Annotated in this window: 14 protein-coding genes; 4 read left to right on the forward strand and 10 right to left on the reverse strand. The window is 72.0% G+C overall.

The window, feature by feature from the left end; translation table 11 throughout:
* Positions 1-21 precede the first annotated feature (21 nt).
* The 6 genes from rpmA to MILUP08_RS27815 form a co-directional block, all read right to left on the reverse strand.
* Entirely contained in the window at positions 22-276 is a 255-nt protein-coding gene (gene rpmA, locus MILUP08_RS27790; RefSeq protein ID WP_007464062.1) for a 50S ribosomal protein L27, read from the reverse strand.
* A gap of 11 nt (positions 277-287) precedes the next feature.
* Positions 288-602, reverse strand: a complete 315-nt coding sequence (gene rplU, locus MILUP08_RS27795) for a 50S ribosomal protein L21 (protein ID WP_007464063.1) — start codon at positions 600-602, stop codon at positions 288-290.
* A gap of 166 nt (positions 603-768) precedes the next feature.
* Positions 769-1,281, reverse strand: coding sequence for a hypothetical protein (locus MILUP08_RS27800; RefSeq protein ID WP_007464065.1), 513 nt, complete (start codon positions 1,279-1,281; stop codon positions 769-771).
* Between the two features lie 117 nt (positions 1,282-1,398).
* Positions 1,399-4,494, reverse strand: coding sequence for an Rne/Rng family ribonuclease (locus MILUP08_RS27805; RefSeq protein WP_007464067.1), 3,096 nt, complete (start codon positions 4,492-4,494; stop codon positions 1,399-1,401).
* Between the two features lie 131 nt (positions 4,495-4,625).
* The gene (locus MILUP08_RS27810; RefSeq protein ID WP_083916070.1) at positions 4,626-5,345 is read right to left on the reverse strand and encodes a TIGR03936 family radical SAM-associated protein; all 720 of its coding nucleotides are present in this window, start codon (positions 5,343-5,345) and stop codon (positions 4,626-4,628) included.
* Between the two features lie 68 nt (positions 5,346-5,413).
* Positions 5,414-7,390 carry a TIGR03960 family B12-binding radical SAM protein gene (locus tag MILUP08_RS27815; protein ID WP_007464071.1) on the reverse strand — a complete coding sequence of 659 codons (1,977 nt, stop codon included), beginning with the start codon at positions 7,388-7,390 and terminating at the stop codon, positions 5,414-5,416.
* Positions 7,391-7,545: 155 nt separating this feature from the next.
* Between MILUP08_RS27815 and MILUP08_RS36985 the strand changes: the two genes are divergently transcribed.
* Positions 7,546-9,027 (forward strand): hypothetical protein, encoded by a 1,482-nt coding sequence (locus MILUP08_RS36985; RefSeq protein WP_007464073.1) that lies wholly within the window; start codon positions 7,546-7,548, stop codon positions 9,025-9,027.
* Between the two features lie 494 nt (positions 9,028-9,521).
* Here the strand turns inward: MILUP08_RS36985 and MILUP08_RS27825 are convergent, their stop codons facing one another.
* The 3 genes from MILUP08_RS27825 to MILUP08_RS27835 form a co-directional block, all read right to left on the reverse strand.
* A complete protein-coding gene (locus MILUP08_RS27825; protein WP_007464075.1) occupies positions 9,522-10,211 on the reverse strand; it encodes a lysophospholipid acyltransferase family protein in 690 nt (229 codons plus the stop codon).
* 97 nt (positions 10,212-10,308) lie between these two features.
* On the reverse strand, positions 10,309-13,455 hold the full coding sequence (ileS, locus tag MILUP08_RS27830) for an isoleucine--tRNA ligase (RefSeq protein WP_007464077.1): 3,147 nt from the start codon (positions 13,453-13,455) through the stop codon (positions 10,309-10,311).
* Positions 13,456-13,826: 371 nt separating this feature from the next.
* Entirely contained in the window at positions 13,827-15,377 is a 1,551-nt protein-coding gene (locus MILUP08_RS27835; RefSeq protein ID WP_007464079.1) for an alkaline phosphatase D family protein, read from the reverse strand.
* Positions 15,378-15,552: 175 nt separating this feature from the next.
* Here MILUP08_RS27835 and MILUP08_RS27840 point away from each other — a divergent pair, with 175 nt between their 5' ends.
* The 3 genes from MILUP08_RS27840 (at position 15,553) to sigJ (ending at position 18,117) form a co-directional block, all read left to right on the forward strand.
* The gene (locus MILUP08_RS27840; RefSeq protein WP_007464081.1) at positions 15,553-16,722 is read left to right on the forward strand and encodes an acyltransferase family protein; all 1,170 of its coding nucleotides are present in this window, start codon (positions 15,553-15,555) and stop codon (positions 16,720-16,722) included.
* Between the two features lie 79 nt (positions 16,723-16,801).
* Positions 16,802-17,245: a carboxymuconolactone decarboxylase family protein gene (locus MILUP08_RS27845; protein WP_007464082.1), complete on the forward strand. Its 444-nt coding sequence runs from the start codon at positions 16,802-16,804 to the stop codon at positions 17,243-17,245.
* Entirely contained in the window at positions 17,242-18,117 is an 876-nt protein-coding gene (gene sigJ / locus MILUP08_RS27850) for an RNA polymerase sigma factor SigJ (RefSeq protein WP_007464084.1), read from the forward strand. Before MILUP08_RS27845 ends, sigJ begins: the two co-directional genes overlap by 4 nt.
* Before the next feature lie 13 nt (positions 18,118-18,130).
* On the opposite strand, the gene ndk is transcribed toward sigJ, so the two are convergent.
* Positions 18,131-18,556 carry a nucleoside-diphosphate kinase gene (ndk, locus tag MILUP08_RS27855; protein WP_007464086.1) on the reverse strand — a complete coding sequence of 142 codons (426 nt, stop codon included), beginning with the start codon at positions 18,554-18,556 and terminating at the stop codon, positions 18,131-18,133.
* Positions 18,557-18,634: the final 78 nt, after the last annotated feature.

The following is an 18,634-nucleotide window of genomic DNA, read 5'->3' on the forward strand; positions in this document are numbered from 1 at the left end:
GCGGCCCGCTTGGCTCGAGAACTACTGCTGCGGAACGATGCTGACGGTCTTACGACCGCGCTTGGTGCCGAAGAGAACCGCACCGGCCGACAGCGCGAACAGCGTGTCGTCGCCGCCACGGCCGACCAGGTCACCGGGGTGGAACTTGGTGCCACGCTGCCGGATGATGATCTCACCGGCGCTGACGACCTGACCACCGAAGCGCTTCACGCCGAGTCGCTGGGCCGCGGAGTCACGACCGTTACGCGAGCTGGACGCACCCTTTTTGTGAGCCATTGGAGGACGACCTACTTCCCGCTGGAGATGCCGGTCACCTTGACCTGGGTCAACGGCTGGCGGTGACCCTGGCGCTTGTGGTAGCCGGTCTTGTTCTTGAACTTGTGGATCCGGATCTTCGGGCCCTTGGTGTGCGCGGCGATCTCGCCGGACACCGCGACCTCGGCAAGCTTCGCCGCGTCGGTCACCAGGTCGTCACCGTCGACGAGGAGCACCGCGGTGAGCTTCACCGCGTCACCGGGGGCACCGGTGAGCTTCTCGACCTCGATCACGTCGCCCTCGGCGACCTTGTACTGCTTGCCGCCGGTCTTGACGATCGCGTACATCGGAGGCGGACTCCCTGTCGTTGAGGCTGCTGGCGGTCGTCCCCGCGGCGGCTCGCCGGGTAGCAGTGCACGGCGGCGCGGGCACACGGGAACTCGGCACACCAAAGGTGGGCCGCAGGCAAGAGTACGCCATTGCCGGCCCGGACCCCAAACCGGCCCGCCCTGCTCAGCGGGCGCAGAGCTGGTCGAGGCGCTGCTGGAGCCGGTCCAGCTCGGTCTCGTCGATCGACTCGACGTCCCCGCCGAGGGCGGCGACCTCCGTGCCGAGGTCACTGAGCAGCGTCTTGAGCTGCGGATCGGTGGACCGCGCCGACTGCTCCCGCAGTGCGGCCCGCCAGCCGGCCAGCGCCGTCTGCGCCCTCGTACGGGCCGCATCGGCGGTGGCGGTGTCCCCCGCACCCACCGCCGCGACCATGCGGCCCAGCTCCGCCACGTACTCCCGGACGGCTGTGGCACCGGCCTGCTGCGCCTCGGCGCAGACCTGCGCGTTCCCGCCCGTGACACCGCCACCCACAGGCGTACCTGTCAACCCGCCGGGAGCACCTCCGGACCCGGCGGCCGGGCCGGAAACCTCGGCGGTCGCGCCGGCCGGGGCCGCACCGCCCGACCGGTCGGCGGAGCAGCCGGCTCCGACGGCGAGCACGGCGACCACCATGGTGACGGCGAGCAGGCGACGCATCTTCTTCTCCTGACCGGGGCCGACCACTCCCGGCCCGGGGTGACCGGAGCGGCGAGGTCCCTCCCCCGTCACATTGCCGGGAAAGGGACCTCGTCAAACACCGGGCCGGTCAGACCGTCAGGGGCGGGTCCGTCGGCGAGCGCCACCGCGGCGGGAGCGGCGACGCCCCGCGCCACCGGCCTCCTCGTCGGTGTCACCGTCGGCGACGGCGTCCGGGTCGTCCGCCGCCGCCAGCCGGGCCGACTCGCCCTGCTGGCTGTCGGACACCGCCGGGGCGGCCTCGGTCTCCGCCTCGTAGCGGGACAGGTCGTACCCCATGGTGTCCTGGTAGTCGGCGTCCGGTTCGGCGCTGGTGTCGGTGTCGACGACCTCGACCACCGCGCGCTCGGCCGGGGCGCTCTTGCGCGCCCGACGGCGGGAGGACGCGGTGCCGTTCTCGACGGCCGGAGCAGCCGGAGCAGCCGGAGCCGACGAGGCGACCGCCTTGACCTTCTCCGCGGCCCCACCGGTACGCGGCTTCTCCGGCACCGGCTCGGTGTGCATGATGACGCCCCGACCCTTGCAGCACTCGCAGGTCTCGCTGAACGCCTCCAGCAGGCCCGCGCCGATCCGCTTACGGGTCATCTGCACCAGACCGAGCGAGGTGATCTCGGTGACCTGGTGCTTGGTGCGGTCCCGACCCAGGCACTCGGTGAGCCGACGCAGCACCAGCTCCCGGTTCGACTCCAGCACCATGTCGATGAAGTCGATCACCACGATGCCGCCGATGTCCCGCAGCCGGAGCTGGCGGACGATCTCCTCCGCCGCCTCCAGGTTGTTGCGGGTGACCGTCTCCTCCAGGTTGCCGCCCGAGCCGGTGTACTTGCCGGTGTTGACGTCGACGACAGTCATGGCCTCGGTCTTGTCGATCACCAGCGAGCCGCCGGAGGGCAGGAACACCTTGCGGTCCAGGCCCTTGATGATCTGCTCGTCGATCCGGTACTCGGCGAACACGTCGCTCGTGCCGACGTACCGGCGCACCCGGTCGACCAGGTCCGGAGAGACGTGCGACAGGTACGACTCGACCATGCCGTACGACTGCTCGCCCTCGATGACCAGCTCGCGGAAGTCCTCGTTGAACAGGTCCCGGACCACCCGGATGACCAGGTCGGGCTCCTCGTAGAGCAGCACCGGCGCGCCGCCCTCGGCGGCCTTGGCCTGGATGTCCTCCCACTGCGCCTGGAGCCGCTTGACGTCGCGGGCCAGCTCGTCCTCGCTGGCGCCCTCGGCGGCCGTACGAACGATCACGCCGGCGCCGTCCGGGACCAGCTTCTTGAGCACGTCACGCAGTCGCTTGCGCTCGGTGTCCGGCAGCTTGCGGCTGATCCCGGAAGCGTTGCCGTTGGGCACGTAGACCAGGTGCCGGCCGGAGAGGGCGACGTGGCTGGTCAGCCGCGCGCCCTTGTGCCCGATCGGGTCCTTGGTGACCTGCACCAGCACCGAGTCGCCGGAGCGCAGCGCCTGCTCGATCGAGCGGGCGCGCCCCTCCAGCCCGGAGGTGTCCCAGTTGACCTCGCCGGCGTACAGCACCGCGTTGCGGCCTCGGCCGACGTCGACGAACGCCGCCTCCATGCTGGGCAGCACGTTCTGCACCTTGCCCAGGTAGACGTTGCCGGCCATGGTGCCCGAGGAGTTGCGGGTGACGTAGTGCTCGACCAGCACGCCGTCCTCCAGGACGGCGATCTGGGTGCGGTCACCGCGCTGCCGGACCGCCATCACCCGGTCGACCGCCTCCCGGCGGGCCAGGAACTCCGACTCGCTGAGGATCGGCGGCCGCGTACGCCGCTGCTCCCGGCCGTCCCGGCGGCGCTGGCGCTTGGCCTCCAGCCGGGTCGAGCCGGACACGCCCTGGACCTCGTCGACAGTACGACGCGGCTCGCGGATCTTGACCACGGTGGGCACGCCGTCGTCGGCGGCGCCCTCGGTGTCACCGGCGCCCCGACGGCGGCGACGACGGCGACGACGGGTCAGCCCGTCCCCACCCTCGGACTCCTCGTCCTCGTCACCCTCGGCCTCGGCCTCGGCGGTCTCCTCCTCGTCGGCCTGCGCCGCCTCGTCGGACTCCTCGTCGTCGGCGTCGTCGGCACCGCCCTTGCCCCGCCCCCGACCGCGGCGGCCACGCCTGCGGCGACGACGCGCGGCGGCGCTGTCCTCGTCGTCCTCGTCCGCCTCGGTGGCCTCGTCGGCCTCCTCGGTCGGCTCCTCCTCGGCCTCGACGGCCTCGACCGGCTCCACCGGCTCGGCGTCGCGGCGACCGCGCCGCCGCCGACGCGACGGCTCGGCCTCGACGGCCGACTCCTCGGCCACCGGAGCGGGCTCCGCCGGCCGGGTCACCGGCACGGCGTCCGGCTGCGGCGCCATGAACAGCACGGTGGGCGCGGAGAGCGCAGCCCGACGACGGCGGGTACGCGGCGGTTCGGCCTCGATGACCTCGGCAGGCTCGATCGGCTCGTCGGCCACGTTCGCCACGGCGACACCGGGCGCCACCTCGCCGGAGCGCTCCTGCGCGGCACCGAACGTCTGCTCGGCGACGGGGCCGGCCGGCGAGGTCTGCGCCTCGTTCAGCTCGGCTTCCGCCTGACGCCTGTCGGATTCCGCCGGCGTCTCGGCGGCGTCCTCCTCGACGGCTTCGGGCTCCGCGACGGCCGGCAGTTCCTCGGCGGGAGGCTCCGCGACGGCGGGAGGCTCCGCGACGGCGGCGGGCTCCGCGACGGCCGGCGGCTCCTCGACTGCGGGTGTCGCCTTCTTGCGCCGGGTGCGGGTCACCTTGACCGGAGGAACGACCTCGGGAGAGGCCAGCTCCGCGCTGGCGGCGACCAGCGGCTCCTCGGCGGTCGTCTCGACGGGGGCCGCCTTGCGCCGGCGTCGGGGGGTCTTCGGGGCGACGTCCAGGTCACCGGAGATCGGGGCGAAGACCTCCGCCTGCGGCGACTCGACGGCGCCGGCCCCGCCGGTGGACGCCTCGACGGGCGCCTCGGCCTGCTCCGGCTGGTTGAGCGGTGCGGCCCGACGCCGGGTGGCCCGCGCCCGCCGTGGCGGCGCGGCAGGCTCGGCGCTCTCGACGCCCGCCTGCTCCGCGCCGGCAGCGCCGTCGGTGGTGGTGCTCTGGTCAGCGGTGTCGTCGGCCGGCTGTGAACCGGTCCGTTCGCCGCCCTCGGGCTCGTTCTCGAGCATGGACGTTCTCCAGTTCTGGCTGCCCCGGGCGCGGGTGAGCGCTGCCACGCAGGGTCGCCGCAAAAGTGTTTCCGCCGGGCGCGCGTGGTGCGCGACCGCCGAAGTCTGCCTGCAAGAGCGCTGACCGTCGGTCAGTGCCCAACGATGGCTGCCCCGCCGCGGTCCGCATCCAACGGATCCACGATCGCACCCTGCGCGGTCAGCGTGCCCTGAGCCAGCCGGGTCACCCTCGGCGAGACCGGCGGCTCCAGGTCGGCCACCACGCGGAGGCCGGAAAGGACGTCATCGGGCCGTACGGACGGGGTGACCTGCCGCACGACCAGTTCGAGTATCGCACACGGTACGGCCGGCGCCCCGGAAGGCGTCTGCGTCGGGGACAGGACATCGATCGACATGACTGCTGCACGGGCGTCGAAGGTGCGTCGCCCCTGCTTGGTCATCCGCTCGACGAGCACCTCGTCGGCGGCGGTGAAGGCGTCCACGGCGGCGCGCAGCGTCGCCTCGTCGACCTGGGGCAACTCGATGTGCCAGTGCGACGCCTCGATCCGGTCCGCCAGGCTGCCACCGTCGGCGATCACCACCTCCAGCACGTCCAGCCCGGGTGAGAGCGCGGCGTCGAGCGCGGCGCGCAGCGCCTCCGGCTCCACCGGGGCCTGGAGACCGATCTCCAGGTACTCCGCCTCACTCGCCACCCCCGTGGGCGCGGCGCTGGCGTAGGAGATCTTCGGGTGCGGGGTGAAGCCCTGGGAGAAGGCGATCGGTACGGCGGCACGACGCAGCGCACGCTCGAACGCCCGGGCGAAGTCCCGGTGCGAGGTGAACCGCAGCGGCCCGCGCTTGGCGTACCGGATGCGGGCGCGCTGAACGACAGGCGCCTGCCCACCCTCCGGCTGGTTTTTCTTACTGATCGTCTCGCTCCTCAGGCGGTGGGGGTCTTGAGGCCCTTGATCGGCGTCAGCGGCAGGAGCTTCTTGCCGGTGGGGCCGATCTGGATCTCGGTGTCCATCGAGGGACAGACACCGCAGTCGAAGCACGGAGTCCACCGGCAGTCGTCCTGCTCGAACTCGCTCAGCGAATCCTGCCAGTCCTGCCAGAGCCAGTCCTTGTCCAGGCCCGAGTCCAGGTGGTCCCAGGGAAGGACCTCCAGCTCGTCGCGCTGGCGGGTGGTGTACCAGTCGAGATCGACCCCGAACGCGGGCAGCGTCTCGGCTGCCGCGTCCACCCAGCGCTGGTAGGAGAAGTGCTCGCTCCACCCGTCGAACCGGCCGCCGTTCTCCCAGACCTTGCGGATCACCGAGCCGACCCGGCGGTCGCCGCGGGAGAGCAGGCCCTCGATCAGCGACGGCTCGCCGTCGTGGTAGCGGTAGCCGATGGCCCGGCCCAGCGAGCGGTCCGAGTTGATGGCCTGCTTGAGGATCTTGAGGCGGTGGTCGATGACCTCCGGACGCTCCATCGATGCCCACTGGAACGGGGTGTGCGGCTTCGGCACGAACCCGCCGATGGAGACCGTGCACCGGATGTCCTTGGAACCGGTGGCGGCCCGACCAGCCTTGATCACCTCGTGGGCCATCTCCGCGATCTCGAGGACGTCCTCGTCGGTCTCGGTGGGCAGGCCGCACATGAAGTAGAGCTTCACCTGGCGCCAGCCGTTGCTGTACGCGGTGACGACGGTACGGATCAGGTCTTCCTTCGACACCATCTTGTTGATGACCTTGCGGATCCGCTCCGACCCGCCCTCCGGGGCGAAGGTCAGGCCGGTCCGCCGCCCGTTGCGGGACAACTCCTGCGCGAGGTCGATGTTGAAGGCGTCGACCCGGGTCGACGGCAGCGACAGCGAGACGTTCGTGCCCGCGTACTGCTCCGCGAGGCCCGAGCACATGTCACCGATCTCGGAGTGGTCGGCCGAGGAGAGCGACAGCAGGCCCACCTCGTTGAAGCCGGAGAACTCCAGGCCCTCGCGGACCATCTGCCCGACAGTGGTGATGGACCGCTCCCGCACCGGACGGGTGATCATGCCCGCCTGGCAGAACCGGCAGCCCCGGGTGCAGCCCCGGAAGATCTCCACCGCGTACCGCTCGTGCACCGTCTCGGCGAGCGGGACGAGGGGCTTCTTCGGGTACGGCCACGCGTCCAGGTCCATCGTCGTGCGCTTGTGCACCCGGAACGGCACGTCCGCCCGGTTCGGCACGACCCGCTGGATCCGCCCGTCCGGGAGGTAGTCGACGTCGTAGAAGCGCGGCACGTACACGCTCTCGGTGCGGGCCAGCCGCAGCAGCAGCTCGTCCCGGCCACCGGGGGCGCCCTCGGCCTTCCACTCCCGGACGATCGCGGTGATCTCCAGGACGGCCTCCTCACCGTCGCCGAGCACCGCGGCGTCGATGAAGTCGGCGATCGGCTCCGGATTGAAGGCGGCGTGCCCACCGGCCACGATCACCGGGTCGGCGTCGGTGCGGTCGGCGGCCAGCATCGGGATGCCGGCCAGGTCGATCGCGGTGAGCATGTTGGTGTAGCCCAACTCGGTGGAGAAGGAGATGCCGAACACGTCGAAATCGCGCACCGGCCGGTGCGCGTCGACGGTGAACTGCGGCACGCCGTGCGTGCGCATCAGGTTCTCCAGGTCGGGCCAGACCGCGTACGTCCGCTCGGCGAGGGTGTCGGGCAGCTCGTTCAGCACCTCGTAGAGGATCTGCACACCCTGGTTGGGCAGGCCCACCTCGTACGCGTCGGGGTACATCAGCGCCCAGCGCACCGTCGCCGTGTCCCAGTCCTTGACCACCGCGCCCAGCTCACCGCCGACGTACTGGATGGGCTTGGAGACCTGAGGGAGCAGCGGCTCGAGCCGGGGCCAGACAGAATTGGTCGCGGCCGCGCGCGGCGTCGTGGACGGGGCACTCATGATGGCCAAGGGTACGCGCCCGGCCGTCGGTGACCGCGCGCACGCCACGATGCGGCCCGATCAACCACCTGTTCACGCGCTCCGCCTCGATGCCCGCGCGGCGGTGGTGGCGACGCGGTACTAACCTCGGACCGGCGCGAGAGGAGATTGCCGCGATGCCGGAGCCCCAGCCGGGAGCACGGCCGGCCGACGGGCGCACCCCGGGCCCGGAGCCGGACGACGCTCCGGCGGTCGCCGACGAGCCGACCTCCCCACCCGTACCGCCGGACGAGCCCACCACCCCCGACCAGCCGGAACCCACGGCCCAGGAACCTGCGGTCCAGCCCGAGCCGACGGCTCAGGAGTCCACGGGCCAGCCGGCGCCGACGGCCCAGGAACCTGCGGTCCAGCCCGAGCCCACGGCCCAGGAACCCACGGCCCAGCCCGAGCCCACGGCCCCGGAACCCGCGGCCCAGCCCGAGCCGACGGCTCAGGAGCCCGAGGCCCAGTCGGGGCCGGCGGCCCAGGCCGCGTCCGCGGACTCCCCCGCCGGGCCCACGGTGGTCCCCGCGCCCCGGTGGAGTGGGTCCGCGCCGGTCCCTCCCCCGCTGCCGCGCAGGCGTGCCTGGGGCGAGTCGGCCGAACCGACCCCGCCGCCACCGCTACCCGAGCAGCCGCCCGAGCACCGCACCCCGGTCGACCCGTGGGCCGGGGTGGACACCGGCGGCTGGGATCTGCCCTCCGCCGAGCTGCCCCCGCTCCCCCCGACGCTGGGCTACCCGGTGCCCCCGTCGACCCGGCAGTGGTCCGGGCCGCCCGCACCGCCAGTCGGGATGCATCCGGTCTCCCCGCCGCCCGCCCACCCAACGTCGCCCGCCTACCCGCCGCCGCCCACCTACCCGGCCCCACCAGCCCATTCGGCGCCGCCCGCCCGGCCCACCCAGCCGGCCCAGCCCGGCACGGCCCGGCCCACCGCGCCGGTCCGGCCGGCGCCGCCGGCTCGGGTGCCGAAGCAGCGGCGGGGACGGCGGTCGGCCACACCACCGCCGGTGACGCCACCACCGGGCTGGGAAGCCCCCAAGGGGTACGTCCCGGTCCCCGTCCGCCGTCGACGTCGCTGGCCGTGGCTACTGCTGCTCACGCTGGCCTGCTGCTGCGGATGCCCCGCCTACTACGGCCTACCGATCTCGTCCCAGTACCCGGCCCGCGCCGCGCTGCCCGAGCAGGTCGCCGATCTGAGCCTGCGGCAGGACGACGGCAGCGCCACGACGGCCCGACAGCTGGAGAACGAGGTACGCCAGGAGCACTGGCTGGCCGAGGACACCTTTGCCGGGGTCTACGCCACGGCGGACGGCAAGCGGGTGACGGTCTTCGGCGGCACCGGCTTCCGGCTGAGCCCGGAGGCGGATGCCGACGCGGAGATCACCCGACTCACCGAGCGCTACGCGCTGGAGGCGCCCGAGACGGTGCAGACCGGCGTACGAGGTCGGCACGAGCGCTGCGCGATCGGCCGGCCGGCCGACGGCGACGTGGTGGTGTGCACCTCCGTCGACCACGGCAGCATCGCCACCGGGGTGTTCACCCGGCTCTCCGTCGCCGACAGCGCCGACCTGTTGAACACCCTGCGCGGCCAGATCGTCCAACCCGAGAGGGGCTGAGCGCCCGCCCGCGCGCTGCCTGGCGCGCCGCCGTGCGGCGGCGCTGGCGTGCGGCGGCGCTGGCGTGCGGCGGCGCTGGCGTACCGCCGCGTTGCCGTGCGGCGTGCTGCCATGCCGCCGCGCTGACGTGCCGCCACGCTGACGTGCTTTCACCACGCAGCGTCACGCCGCAGGTAGACAACAGGGTCGCGGCGCATATACCTGTGAGTCATAAATATGACTCACAGGTATATCGCCTGTGACCGCATTGCCCGCCAGCTCGGCCGCTCAGATCAGAGGCCCCGAGACGCAGCAGCATGAAACCCCGGGCCTCGCCGCAGCAGCGCCGACGGACAGGCAGCCCAGAGAGACGCGCAACACCAGCGAACGCGGCAGCGCCGGCGAACGGTCAGCCCGGACGGACGAGCTGCGCCGACAAACGCGCAGCACCGGCAAACGCGCAGCGCGGCAGCGCCGAAACACGCGGCAGCGCCGGCGAACGCGGCAGCCCTGGGTCAGGCGTCGCGGGTCGGGTCCGGGTGGGCGCGCGGCGGGGCGTAGCGCGGGACGTACTCCTGGCCGGTGAGCTTCTGGATCTCGCTCATCAGCTCGTCGGTCATCTGGCGCAGCGAGGTGCGGTCGTCCGGGCGGCCGGTGAAGTCCAGCGGCTTGCCGAACCGGACAGTGATCTTGGCGCTGCCGGGGCGGGGCACCCGGGCGCCGATCGGCTGAGCCTTGTCCGTGCCGATCGTGCCGACCGGGATGATCGGCACGCCGGCGGAGATCGCCAGCCGGGCCGCCCCGGTCCGGCCCCGGTAGAGCTTGCCGTCCGGGGAGCGGGTGCCCTCCGGGTAGACCACCACCAGGTCACCACCCTGCAACGCCGGGATGGCGGCGTCGAACGCGGACAGCGCGGCCCGCCCACCGGCCCGCTCGACCGGGATCGCGCCCAGACCAGTGAGGACGAACTTCGAGAACGCGCCCTTCACACCGGTGCCCTTGAAGTACTCCGACTTGGCCCAGAACGCCAGGTGCCGGGGCACCACGGTGCCGAGGAACAGCTCGTCGGCCACCGAGAGATGATTGCCGGCGAAGATCGCGCCGCCGGTCTCCGGCACGTGTTCCAGACCCTCCACGGTCGGGCGGAACGCCAACCGCAGCGAGGGCGCCACGGTGAGCTTGCCGATGGTGTAGAGCAGGGGCACTGGTCCTCCGGCAGATGAGGTGCGAGCAGGCGGTGTCACGGTAGCGGACGCCTCCACACCTCCCGGACGGAGGTGGCGAGGCGTCCGCACCCGCGCTCTACGACCGGCGGACGGTGACCGTCACCCGCTCACCCTCGCCCACCTCGCCGACGAAACCGTCGAGGCCCTCGGCGAAGTCGATCGAGTCGGCCAGCACCTCACCGGCGACGAAGTCGACGTACGCGTTCACCGCCGCGCGCACCTCCTCGGACGCCGACACCGACACCACGATCCGGTCCGACACGTCCAGGTCGGCGTCGCGGCGGGCCTGCTGCACCACCCGCACCACGTCGCGGGCCAGGCCCTCGGCGGCCAGCTCCGGGGTGACCTCGGTGTCCAGCACGACCACGCCCTCGCCGCCGGGCAGCGGCGCGGAGTGCTCGGCGTCGGCCGCGACGAGACGCAGCTCGTACTCGCCCTCGGCCAGGGTGACGCCGGCGGCCACCGGGGCGCCGTCGACCAACTCCCACTCGCCGGCCTTGACCGCCTTGATCACCTGCTGGACCTGCTTGCCGACGCGCGGGCCGAGCGCCCGGGGCACCACGGTCAGCACCTGCTGGCAGTACTCCGCCAGCTCGGCGCTGAACTCGACGGCCTTCACGTTTACCTCGTCGGCGACCAGGTCGGCGAACGGGCGCAACTGCTCCGCCACCGGGGAGGCCACGGTCAGCTTCGACAGCGGCAGCCGTACCCGCAGACCCTTGGCCTTGCGCAGCGACAGCGCCGCCGAGGCGACCGCCCGCACGTTGTCCATGGCGGCGACCAGGTCGTGGTCGGCCGGGAACTCGCTCGCCTCCGGCCAGTCGGTCAGGTGCACCGAGCGCTCCCCGGTCAGCCCGCGCCAGATCTCCTCCGCGGTCAGCGGCGCGAGCGGCGCCACCACCCGACAGAGCGTCTCCAGCACTGTCGACAGGGTGTCGAACGCGTTGGCGTCGCCGGACCAGAACCGGTCCCGCGAGCGGCGCACGTACCAGTTGGTGAGCGCGTCCAGGTAGGACCGCACGGTGGCGCAGGCGCCGGAGATGTCGTACGCGTCCATCTGCGCGCCGACCGTCGACACCAGCTCGTTGGTCTTCGCCAGGATGTACCTGTCGAGCAGGTGCGTCGAGTCGGTGCGCCGCCGCGCCTGGTACCCGTCCGCGTTGGCGTAGAGCGAGAAGAAGTACCAGACGTTCCACAGCGGAAGCAGCACCTGCCGGACGGCGTCGCGGATGAGCGTCTCGGTGACCGCCATGTCCCCGCCGCGCAGCACCGGCGAGGACATCAGCATCCAGCGCATGGCGTCCGAGCCGTACGAGTCGAAGACGTGGTAGACGTCCGGGTAGTTGCGCAGGCTCTTGGACATCTTGCGCCCGTCCGAGCCGAGCAGGATGCCGTGGCTCAGGCAGTTGCGGAACGCCGGCCTGTCGAACAGCGCGGTGGCCAGCACGTGCATCGTGTAGAACCAGCCGCGGGTCTGCCCGATGTACTCGACGATGAAGTCACCCGGGTAGTGGTGCTCGAACCAGTCCGCGTTCTCGAACGGGTAGTGCACCTGGGCGAACGGCATCGAACCGGACTCGAACCAGCAGTCCAGCACCTCCGGCACCCGGCGCATCATCGACTGACCGGTCGGGTCGTCCGGGTTTGGGCGGACCAGGTCGTCCACCGCCGGCCGGTGCAGGTCGGTCAGGCGTACGCCGAAGTCCCGCTCGATGTCGGCGAGGGAGCCGTAGACGTCGAGGCGGGGGTAGTTCGGGTCGTCGGAGCGCCACGCCGGGATCGGCGAGCCCCAGAAGCGGTTGCGGCTGATCGACCAGTCGCGGGCGTTGGCCAGCCACTTGCCGAACGAGCCGTCCTTGATGTGGCCGGGCGTCCAGTTGATCTCCTGGTTCAGCTCGACCATCCGGTCCCGGAACTTCGTCACGGCGACGAACCACGACGACACCGCCTTGTAGACAAGCGGGGTGTCGCAGCGCCAGCAGTGCGGGTACGAGTGGGTGTAGGTGTCCTGCCGGAGCACCACCCCCCGCTCCTTCAGCTCCCGGATCACCGGCTTGTTGACGTCGAAGACCTGCTCACCCTGGTACGGCGGGACCAGCGCGGTGAACCGGGTGTGGTCGTCCACGGTGACGATGGTGGGGATGCCGGCCGCGTTGCAGACGTTCTGGTCGTCCTCACCGAAGGCCGGGGCGAGGTGCACGATCCCGGTGCCGTCCTCGGTGGTGACGAACTCCGCGCCGAGCACCTGGTAGGCGTTCTCCCCGGCCTGCTCGACGAGGAAGTCGAACAGCGGCGTGTAGCGGCGTCCGACCAGGTCCCGGCCGTACACGGTGCCGACCTGCTCGTAGCCGTCCAGCTCCTTGGCGTACGCGGCCAGCCGCGCCGCGCCGACGACGTACCGCTCGCCGTCGCGTTCGAGCACCGCGTACTCGATGTCCGGGCCGACGGCGAGCGCCAGGTTCGACGGCAGGGTCCACGGCGTGGTCGTCCAGACGCCCAGCTTGACCGGCCCGCGCACCAGCTCCGGCGCGGACTCGTCGGCGGTCAGGCCGAACCACACCGACAGGGTCGGGTCGTGCCGGTCCCGGTAGACGTCGTCCATCCGGGTCTCGGTGTTCGACAGCGGCGTCTCGCAGCGCCAGCAGTACGCCAGCACCCGGAAACCCTCGTAGATCAGACCCTTGTCGTGCAGGGTCTTGAAGGCCCACATGACGCTTTCCATGTAGTCCAGGTCGAGGGTCTTGTAGTCGTTGGCGAAGTCGACCCAGCGGGCCTGCCGGTTGATGTACCGCTCCCAGTCCTGGGTGAACTCCAGCACCGAGGTGCGGCAGGCCTCGTTGAAGCGGGCCACGCCCAGGTCGATGATCTCCGCCTTGCTGGTGATGCCGAGCTGCTTCTCGGCCACCACCTCGGCGGGCAGGCCGTGGCAGTCCCAGCCGAAGCGCCGCTCGACGTGCCGCCCGCGCATGGTCTGGTAGCGCGGCACCACGTCCTTGACGTAGCCGGTGAAGAGGTGGCCGTAGTGCGGCAGGCCGTTGGCGAACGGCGGGCCGTCGTAGAAGACGTACTCGTTCTTGCCGTCGTCACCGGCCGGGCGGGCCTCGACGGACGCCTCGAAGGTCTTGTCGGCCGTCCAGTGCTCCAGCACCCGGCGCTCGACCGCGGGCAGGTCCGGGCTCGCCGGGACACCGGCGGCGGTCGGGTCGTGCAACGGATAGGCCATCGGGGGTCGCTCTCCTCATGCAGCTCACTCAACGTGGGTCTGCGAGGACGAACCGTCCGGGGTACGCCTCGACAACGGCGCTCCCGGGTGGTCCGCGGTACCACCCCGCTTGGCGGTCAGGATCGACCGCCCGCTCATTTGCCGGCTGTGACGGGCCGCACCCGTCCGGTTCTACTGGGCCGGTTGCCCGGCTGTTCTTCCGGAGGCTCACCGGTGATGGCCGGGTCATCGCCTTACGGTGCTCAACGATACTCGACCCGCCCACCGCCGCGCCGCCGAGTATTCCCCCAGGTGTTCGCCCGTCGATCATGAGGTTGACGGGCGAGTGGATCACCGATCCGCCCGCCAACCTCATGATCAGCGCACTCGGGTCACGGGGCGGGGAGGGTGGTGTTCCAGAGGGAGGCGCCGTCGCGGTCGCGCAGGTGGACCGTCAGGGCCGCCGACTCGCCGTCGATGGACACCTCGCCGAAGTGCTGGAAGCCCTCGGCCGGTGACGTGTTGGCGTGCGGCGGGGCGTGCACGAAGACCGCCTGCGGGCCGAAGGTGCCGTCCAGCGCGTTCGGGCCGAACGCGCCGGCGTGCGCGGGCCCGGAGACGAACTCCCAGAACGGCGTGAAGTCACCCACCGCCGCGCGGGACGGGTCGTAGTGGTGCGCGGCGGAGTAGTGCACGTCGGCGGTGAGGAAGACCATCCCGGTCACCCGAGCCCGGTGGGTGGCCCGCAGCACCTCGGCGAACTCCAGCTCGCGGCCGAGCGGCGTACCCGGGTCGCCCTGCGCGACACCCTCCTGCGCACCCGGCCCGTCCGGCACCACGACCCCGATCGGCAGGTCGTTGGCGATCACCTTCCAGGTCGCCGTGGAGCGCTTCAGCTCCCGGATCAGCCACTCCCGCTGCTCGCGGCCGAGCAGACCGCGCTTCGGGTCGGCGTACGTGTTGCCGTCGTTGGGGTCCTTGTGGGTGCGCATGTCGAGCACGAACACGTCCAGCAGCGGCCCGTACGGGATCCGCCGGTACAGCGGCCCGTCGTCCGGCACCGGCAGCCACTCGTGGAACGCCTGACTGGCCCGCGCGGCGAGCACGTCGACCCGCTGCTCGGTGTAGCGCGGGTCGTCCAGGATCTCCCCCGGGTACCAGTTGTTGAGGACCTCGTGGTCGTCCCACTGGTTGATCTGCGGCACCGCCGCGGCGAACTCCCGCAGGTGCGCGTCGAGCAGGTTGTAGGCGAACTGTCCCCGGTACTCGGTGAGCGTCTCGGCGACCTTGCTCTTCTCCGGGGTCACCAGGTTGCGCCAGATCCGCCCGTCGGGCAGCGTCACCGACTCGACGAGCGGACCGTCGGCGTACACGGTGTCGCCGCTGCACAGGTAGAAGTCCGGACGGGTCTCCCGCATCGCCCGGAAGATCGACAGTCCACCGTAGGCGGGGTCGATCCCCCAGCCCTGCCCGACGATGTCCCCGGTCCACACGAACGACACGTCGCGCCGCCGGTGCCGGCCCGGCGCGGTGGTCAACGACCCGGTCAGCGGCTCGCTGACCACCCCGTGCCGCTCCAGGCTCTCCACCCGGACCCGGTAGTGCAGCCGCTCGGCGTCCGGCAGGCCCCGCAGCCGCACCTTGCCGGTGAAGTCCCCGCTCGGGCCGAGCACCGGGCCACGCAGTTGCCGCGCGCCCCGGAAGTCGGGCCGCCGGCTCACCTCGACAAGCATCCGACCCGGGCGGTCGGCCCGCGTCCAGACCAGCGCCGAGTCGGCGGTCACGTCGCCGCTCTGCACGCCGTGGGTGAGCACGGGGCGTCCCGCCGGACGCCAGGCCGGGGCGGCGTTCGCGCCGGCGCCGCCCAGCAGCGCGCCGCCGGCGACTCCGGCCCCGGCCACCAGGCCGGCCCGCAGCAGCGTACGTCGATCAAGCTCGGTCATGCTTCCTCCCGGTCATGGGTTGACCCCGTCGGTCTACCGGGCGGAGATGACCACGATCGGCGGCCCGGATGACCGGGGTCCGAACGCCTGTTGTCGAGGTGGAACGACCGCGCGGTCCGCTTCGGACTGCGGGCCGCCGCTTGACCCCGGTGGCGGCCTCGCGCAAACTTCGCCGGTGCGTCCGCTCGATTACGACGAGTTCCAGGCCATGCGACGTTTTCCCGCCCTGGACGGCCTGCGGGCCGTGGCGGCCGTCATGGTCTTCGCCTTCCACTTCGGTGGCCCGTCCTGGGCCTGGCTCACGGGCTGGATCGGCGTACACCTGTTCTTCGTGCTCTCGGGTTTCCTTATCACGACGCTGCTGCTGCGGGAGGAGCTCCGGTACGGGCGGGTGTCGCTGCGCGCGTTCTACCTGCGGCGGTTCTTCCGGATCATGCCGGTGTACCTGCTGGTGCTCTTCCTGACCTGGGCGCTGGCCCGGCTCAGCGGAACCGCCGAGGCGGTGGAACGCTCACTGGCGTACTACCTGCTCCTGCTCAACGACTTCCTGCCGGCCGACGCCCCGTACCTGCACTCCTGGACGATCGGAATCGAGCAGAAGTTCTACCTGTTCTGGCCGGCCATCGCGTTCGTGCTGGTGACCGCCGTCTTCCGCCGCCGGCTGGCCGTCACCCTCGGCCTGCTGGTGCTCCTCATCGCGCTGATCCCGCCGGACATCGCGTGGCTGAGCTGGCCGATCCACTACGTGGCGATCCTGCTCGGCTGCCTCGTCGCCGTGATCATGCATCATCCTCGGGGCTTCGCCCTGCTCCGGCCGCTGACCCACCCGCTCACGGCCAGCGCGGTGATCATCGCCTTCGGCGCGGTCCAGGTGGCCGTGCGGTACTGGCCGGCCCGGCTCGGCCAGGAGGCGCTGATCGGCAGCTACGCCGCGGCGGCCGCCCTGCTGCTGCCGGCCCTGCTGTCCCGCAGCGCTCTCGCGCGCGTCCTGGCGCTCCGTCCGGTGGTCTTCGTCGGCGAACGGTCGTACTCGATGTACCTGGTCCAGTTCATCGCGGCGCAGGTGGCGATCGGGTTGCTGCCCACGAAGGGTCGCCACGGCACCGTCATCTTCGTGGGCGCCGTGGTGGTGGGGCTGGTCCTCGCGGACGTGCTCCACCGGTGGGTCGAGCTACCGATGATCGGGGTGGGACGACGGCTCGCCGCCCGCGTGTCACGGCCCGCGCCACGCGGCGACGCCCCAGAGGTGGGCACTGTCGACGACGGACCCCGGATCCCCCGCCCGCGCGAGGTGCTTGCCGACACCGTTCCGGCGACCTCCGGCCGCGCCCCCAGCCAGACGTGACCGGCGTCACCGCCGCGGTTGTCACGGCGGGCCCCGGTCCGACCGTCGTAGCGGTGTCGGATCGAACAGGGAGTTGGTCATGCAACGAATGAGGCTCTTCGAGGTCGCGCCGCAGGGATACCAGGCCGTGTCGGGTCTGGAGAAGTACGTCCAGGCGAACGTCGACCACACCGTGCTGGAGCTGGTCAAGCTGCGGGCGTCGATCCTGAACGGCTGCGCGTTCTGCGTGGACATGCACAGCCGCGACGCCCTCGCCGCCGGCGAGTCGACCCGGCGGCTGTTCGCCGTGTCCGCCTGGCGGGAGGCGCTGTCGTTCTTCAACGAGCGGGAGCAGACCGCGCTGGCGCTCACCGACGCGGTGACCCGGCTCGGCGAGCACGGAGTGTCGGACGAGGTGTGGGACGCCGCCGCGAAGGTCTGGTCGGAGAAGGACCTGGCCGATCTGGTCCTCGCGATCGCCACAATCAACGTGTGGAATCGCATCGCCGTGACGACGCACACGGAGCCCCCGGCACAGGTGTGACGACCGAGGCGGCAGAGGCGGCCGGTGCGCTCCAGGCGCACCGGCCGATGCTGCTCGGCCTCGCCTACCGCCTGCTCGGCAGCCGGCACGACGCGGAGGACGTGCTCCAGGAGGCGTACCTGCGGTGGCTGGGCGTGGACCGCGCCACCGTGGCCGAGCCGCGCCGCTACCTGTCCCGGGTGGTCACCCGGCTGGCGATGGACCGCCTACGGGCCCGGCAGACGGCCCGCGAGACCTACGTCGGGCCGTGGCTGCCCGAGCCGGTGCCGACCGAGCCCTCGCCGTTCGGGCCGCTGGACCGCGCGGAGCTGCGCGACTCGCTGTCCACCGCCCTGCTGCACGTGCTGGAACGGCTCACCCCGCCGGAGCGCGCCGTCTACGTCCTGCACACCGCGTTCGACCTGCCGTACGCCGAGATCGCGGAGATCCTGGACCGGACCCCCGAGGACTGCCGGCAACTGCACCACCGGGCGGCCACGCGGGTACGCCAGGAGCGCCGCCGCTTCACCGCCAGCCGGTCGGAGCGTGAGCGGCTGCTGGAGGCGTTCCTCGCCGCCGCCCGAAACGGGGACCTGACGACGCTCACCAGCCTGGTGGCCGCGGACGTGACGGCGTGGAACGACGGCGGCGGCCGGGTGCGTTCCGCCCGCAACCCGCTGCGGGGCGCGGACCGGGTCGTCCGGTTCTACGCCGGGATCTGGGGCCCACGCCGCGAGTGGACGGCGCGTCGGCTCGAGTTGAACGGCGAGCCCGCCATCCTGCTCACCCGCTCCGACGGCGGCCGGTACACGCTCACCGTCACCGCCGCCGCCGGACGGATCACCGGCGTCTACGTCGTGGGCAACCCGGAGAAGCTGCCGCCGACCGAGTGAACTCCGGGCGGCGTCAGCCCAGCTCGGGGAACCAGAGCCCGATTTCGCGCTTGGCGCTGTCCGTCGAGTCGGAGGCGTGCACCAGGTTCTCCCGGTTGGACAGCGACAGGTCACCCCGGATCGTGCCGGCGGCTGCCCTGCGGCCGTCGGTCGCGCCGACCAGCCCACGGACCACGTCGATGACCTGGTCGCCGGAGAGCACCAGGGCGACAAGCGGGCCGCCGGTCATGAAGTCCTTCAGCGGCGGGTAGAACGCCTTGTCGACGTGCTCGGCGTAGTGCGCGTCGGCGAGCGCGGCGTCCATCGTCCGGTGCACCATCGCGTCGATCCGCAGCCCCTTGCGCTCGAAGCGGGAGAGGACCTCGCCGACCAGGCCGCGGCGAACCGCGTCGGGCTTGATCAGCACGAGGCTGCGCTCATCCGGGCTGTTGCTGGACACGCTGGGTTCCTCCTGTACGCGCAGAACGCTTGGGCTCGGTACGGTCAGCCTAGCGACCCGGTCCCGGCGCCGGCGCGG

Origin of the sequence: Micromonospora lupini str. Lupac 08 (assembly GCF_000297395.2) — a bacterium.
GTDB classification, from domain to species: Bacteria; Actinomycetota; Actinomycetes; order Mycobacteriales; family Micromonosporaceae; genus Micromonospora; species Micromonospora lupini.

What these genes read in the sequence shown, in the direction of transcription:
- ileS (WP_007464077.1), bottom strand. Translation starts at nt 13,455, where the DNA reads ATGGCCTATCCGTTGCACGACCCGACCGCCGCCGGTGTCCCGGCGAGC.
- MILUP08_RS36985 (WP_007464073.1), top strand. Translation starts at nt 7,546, where the DNA reads ATGCCGGAGCCCCAGCCGGGAGCACGGCCGGCCGACGGGCGCACCCCG.
- MILUP08_RS27845 (WP_007464082.1), top strand. Translation starts at nt 16,802, where the DNA reads ATGCAACGAATGAGGCTCTTCGAGGTCGCGCCGCAGGGATACCAGGCC.
- MILUP08_RS27835 (WP_007464079.1), bottom strand. Translation starts at nt 15,377, where the DNA reads ATGACCGAGCTTGATCGACGTACGCTGCTGCGGGCCGGCCTGGTGGCC.
- rplU (WP_007464063.1), bottom strand. Translation starts at nt 602, where the DNA reads ATGTACGCGATCGTCAAGACCGGCGGCAAGCAGTACAAGGTCGCCGAG.
- MILUP08_RS27805 (WP_007464067.1), bottom strand. Translation starts at nt 4,494, where the DNA reads ATGCTCGAGAACGAGCCCGAGGGCGGCGAACGGACCGGTTCACAGCCG.
- MILUP08_RS27800 (WP_007464065.1), bottom strand. Translation starts at nt 1,281, where the DNA reads ATGCGTCGCCTGCTCGCCGTCACCATGGTGGTCGCCGTGCTCGCCGTC.
- rpmA (WP_007464062.1), bottom strand. Translation starts at nt 276, where the DNA reads ATGGCTCACAAAAAGGGTGCGTCCAGCTCGCGTAACGGTCGTGACTCC.
- MILUP08_RS27815 (WP_007464071.1), bottom strand. Translation starts at nt 7,390, where the DNA reads ATGAGTGCCCCGTCCACGACGCCGCGCGCGGCCGCGACCAATTCTGTC.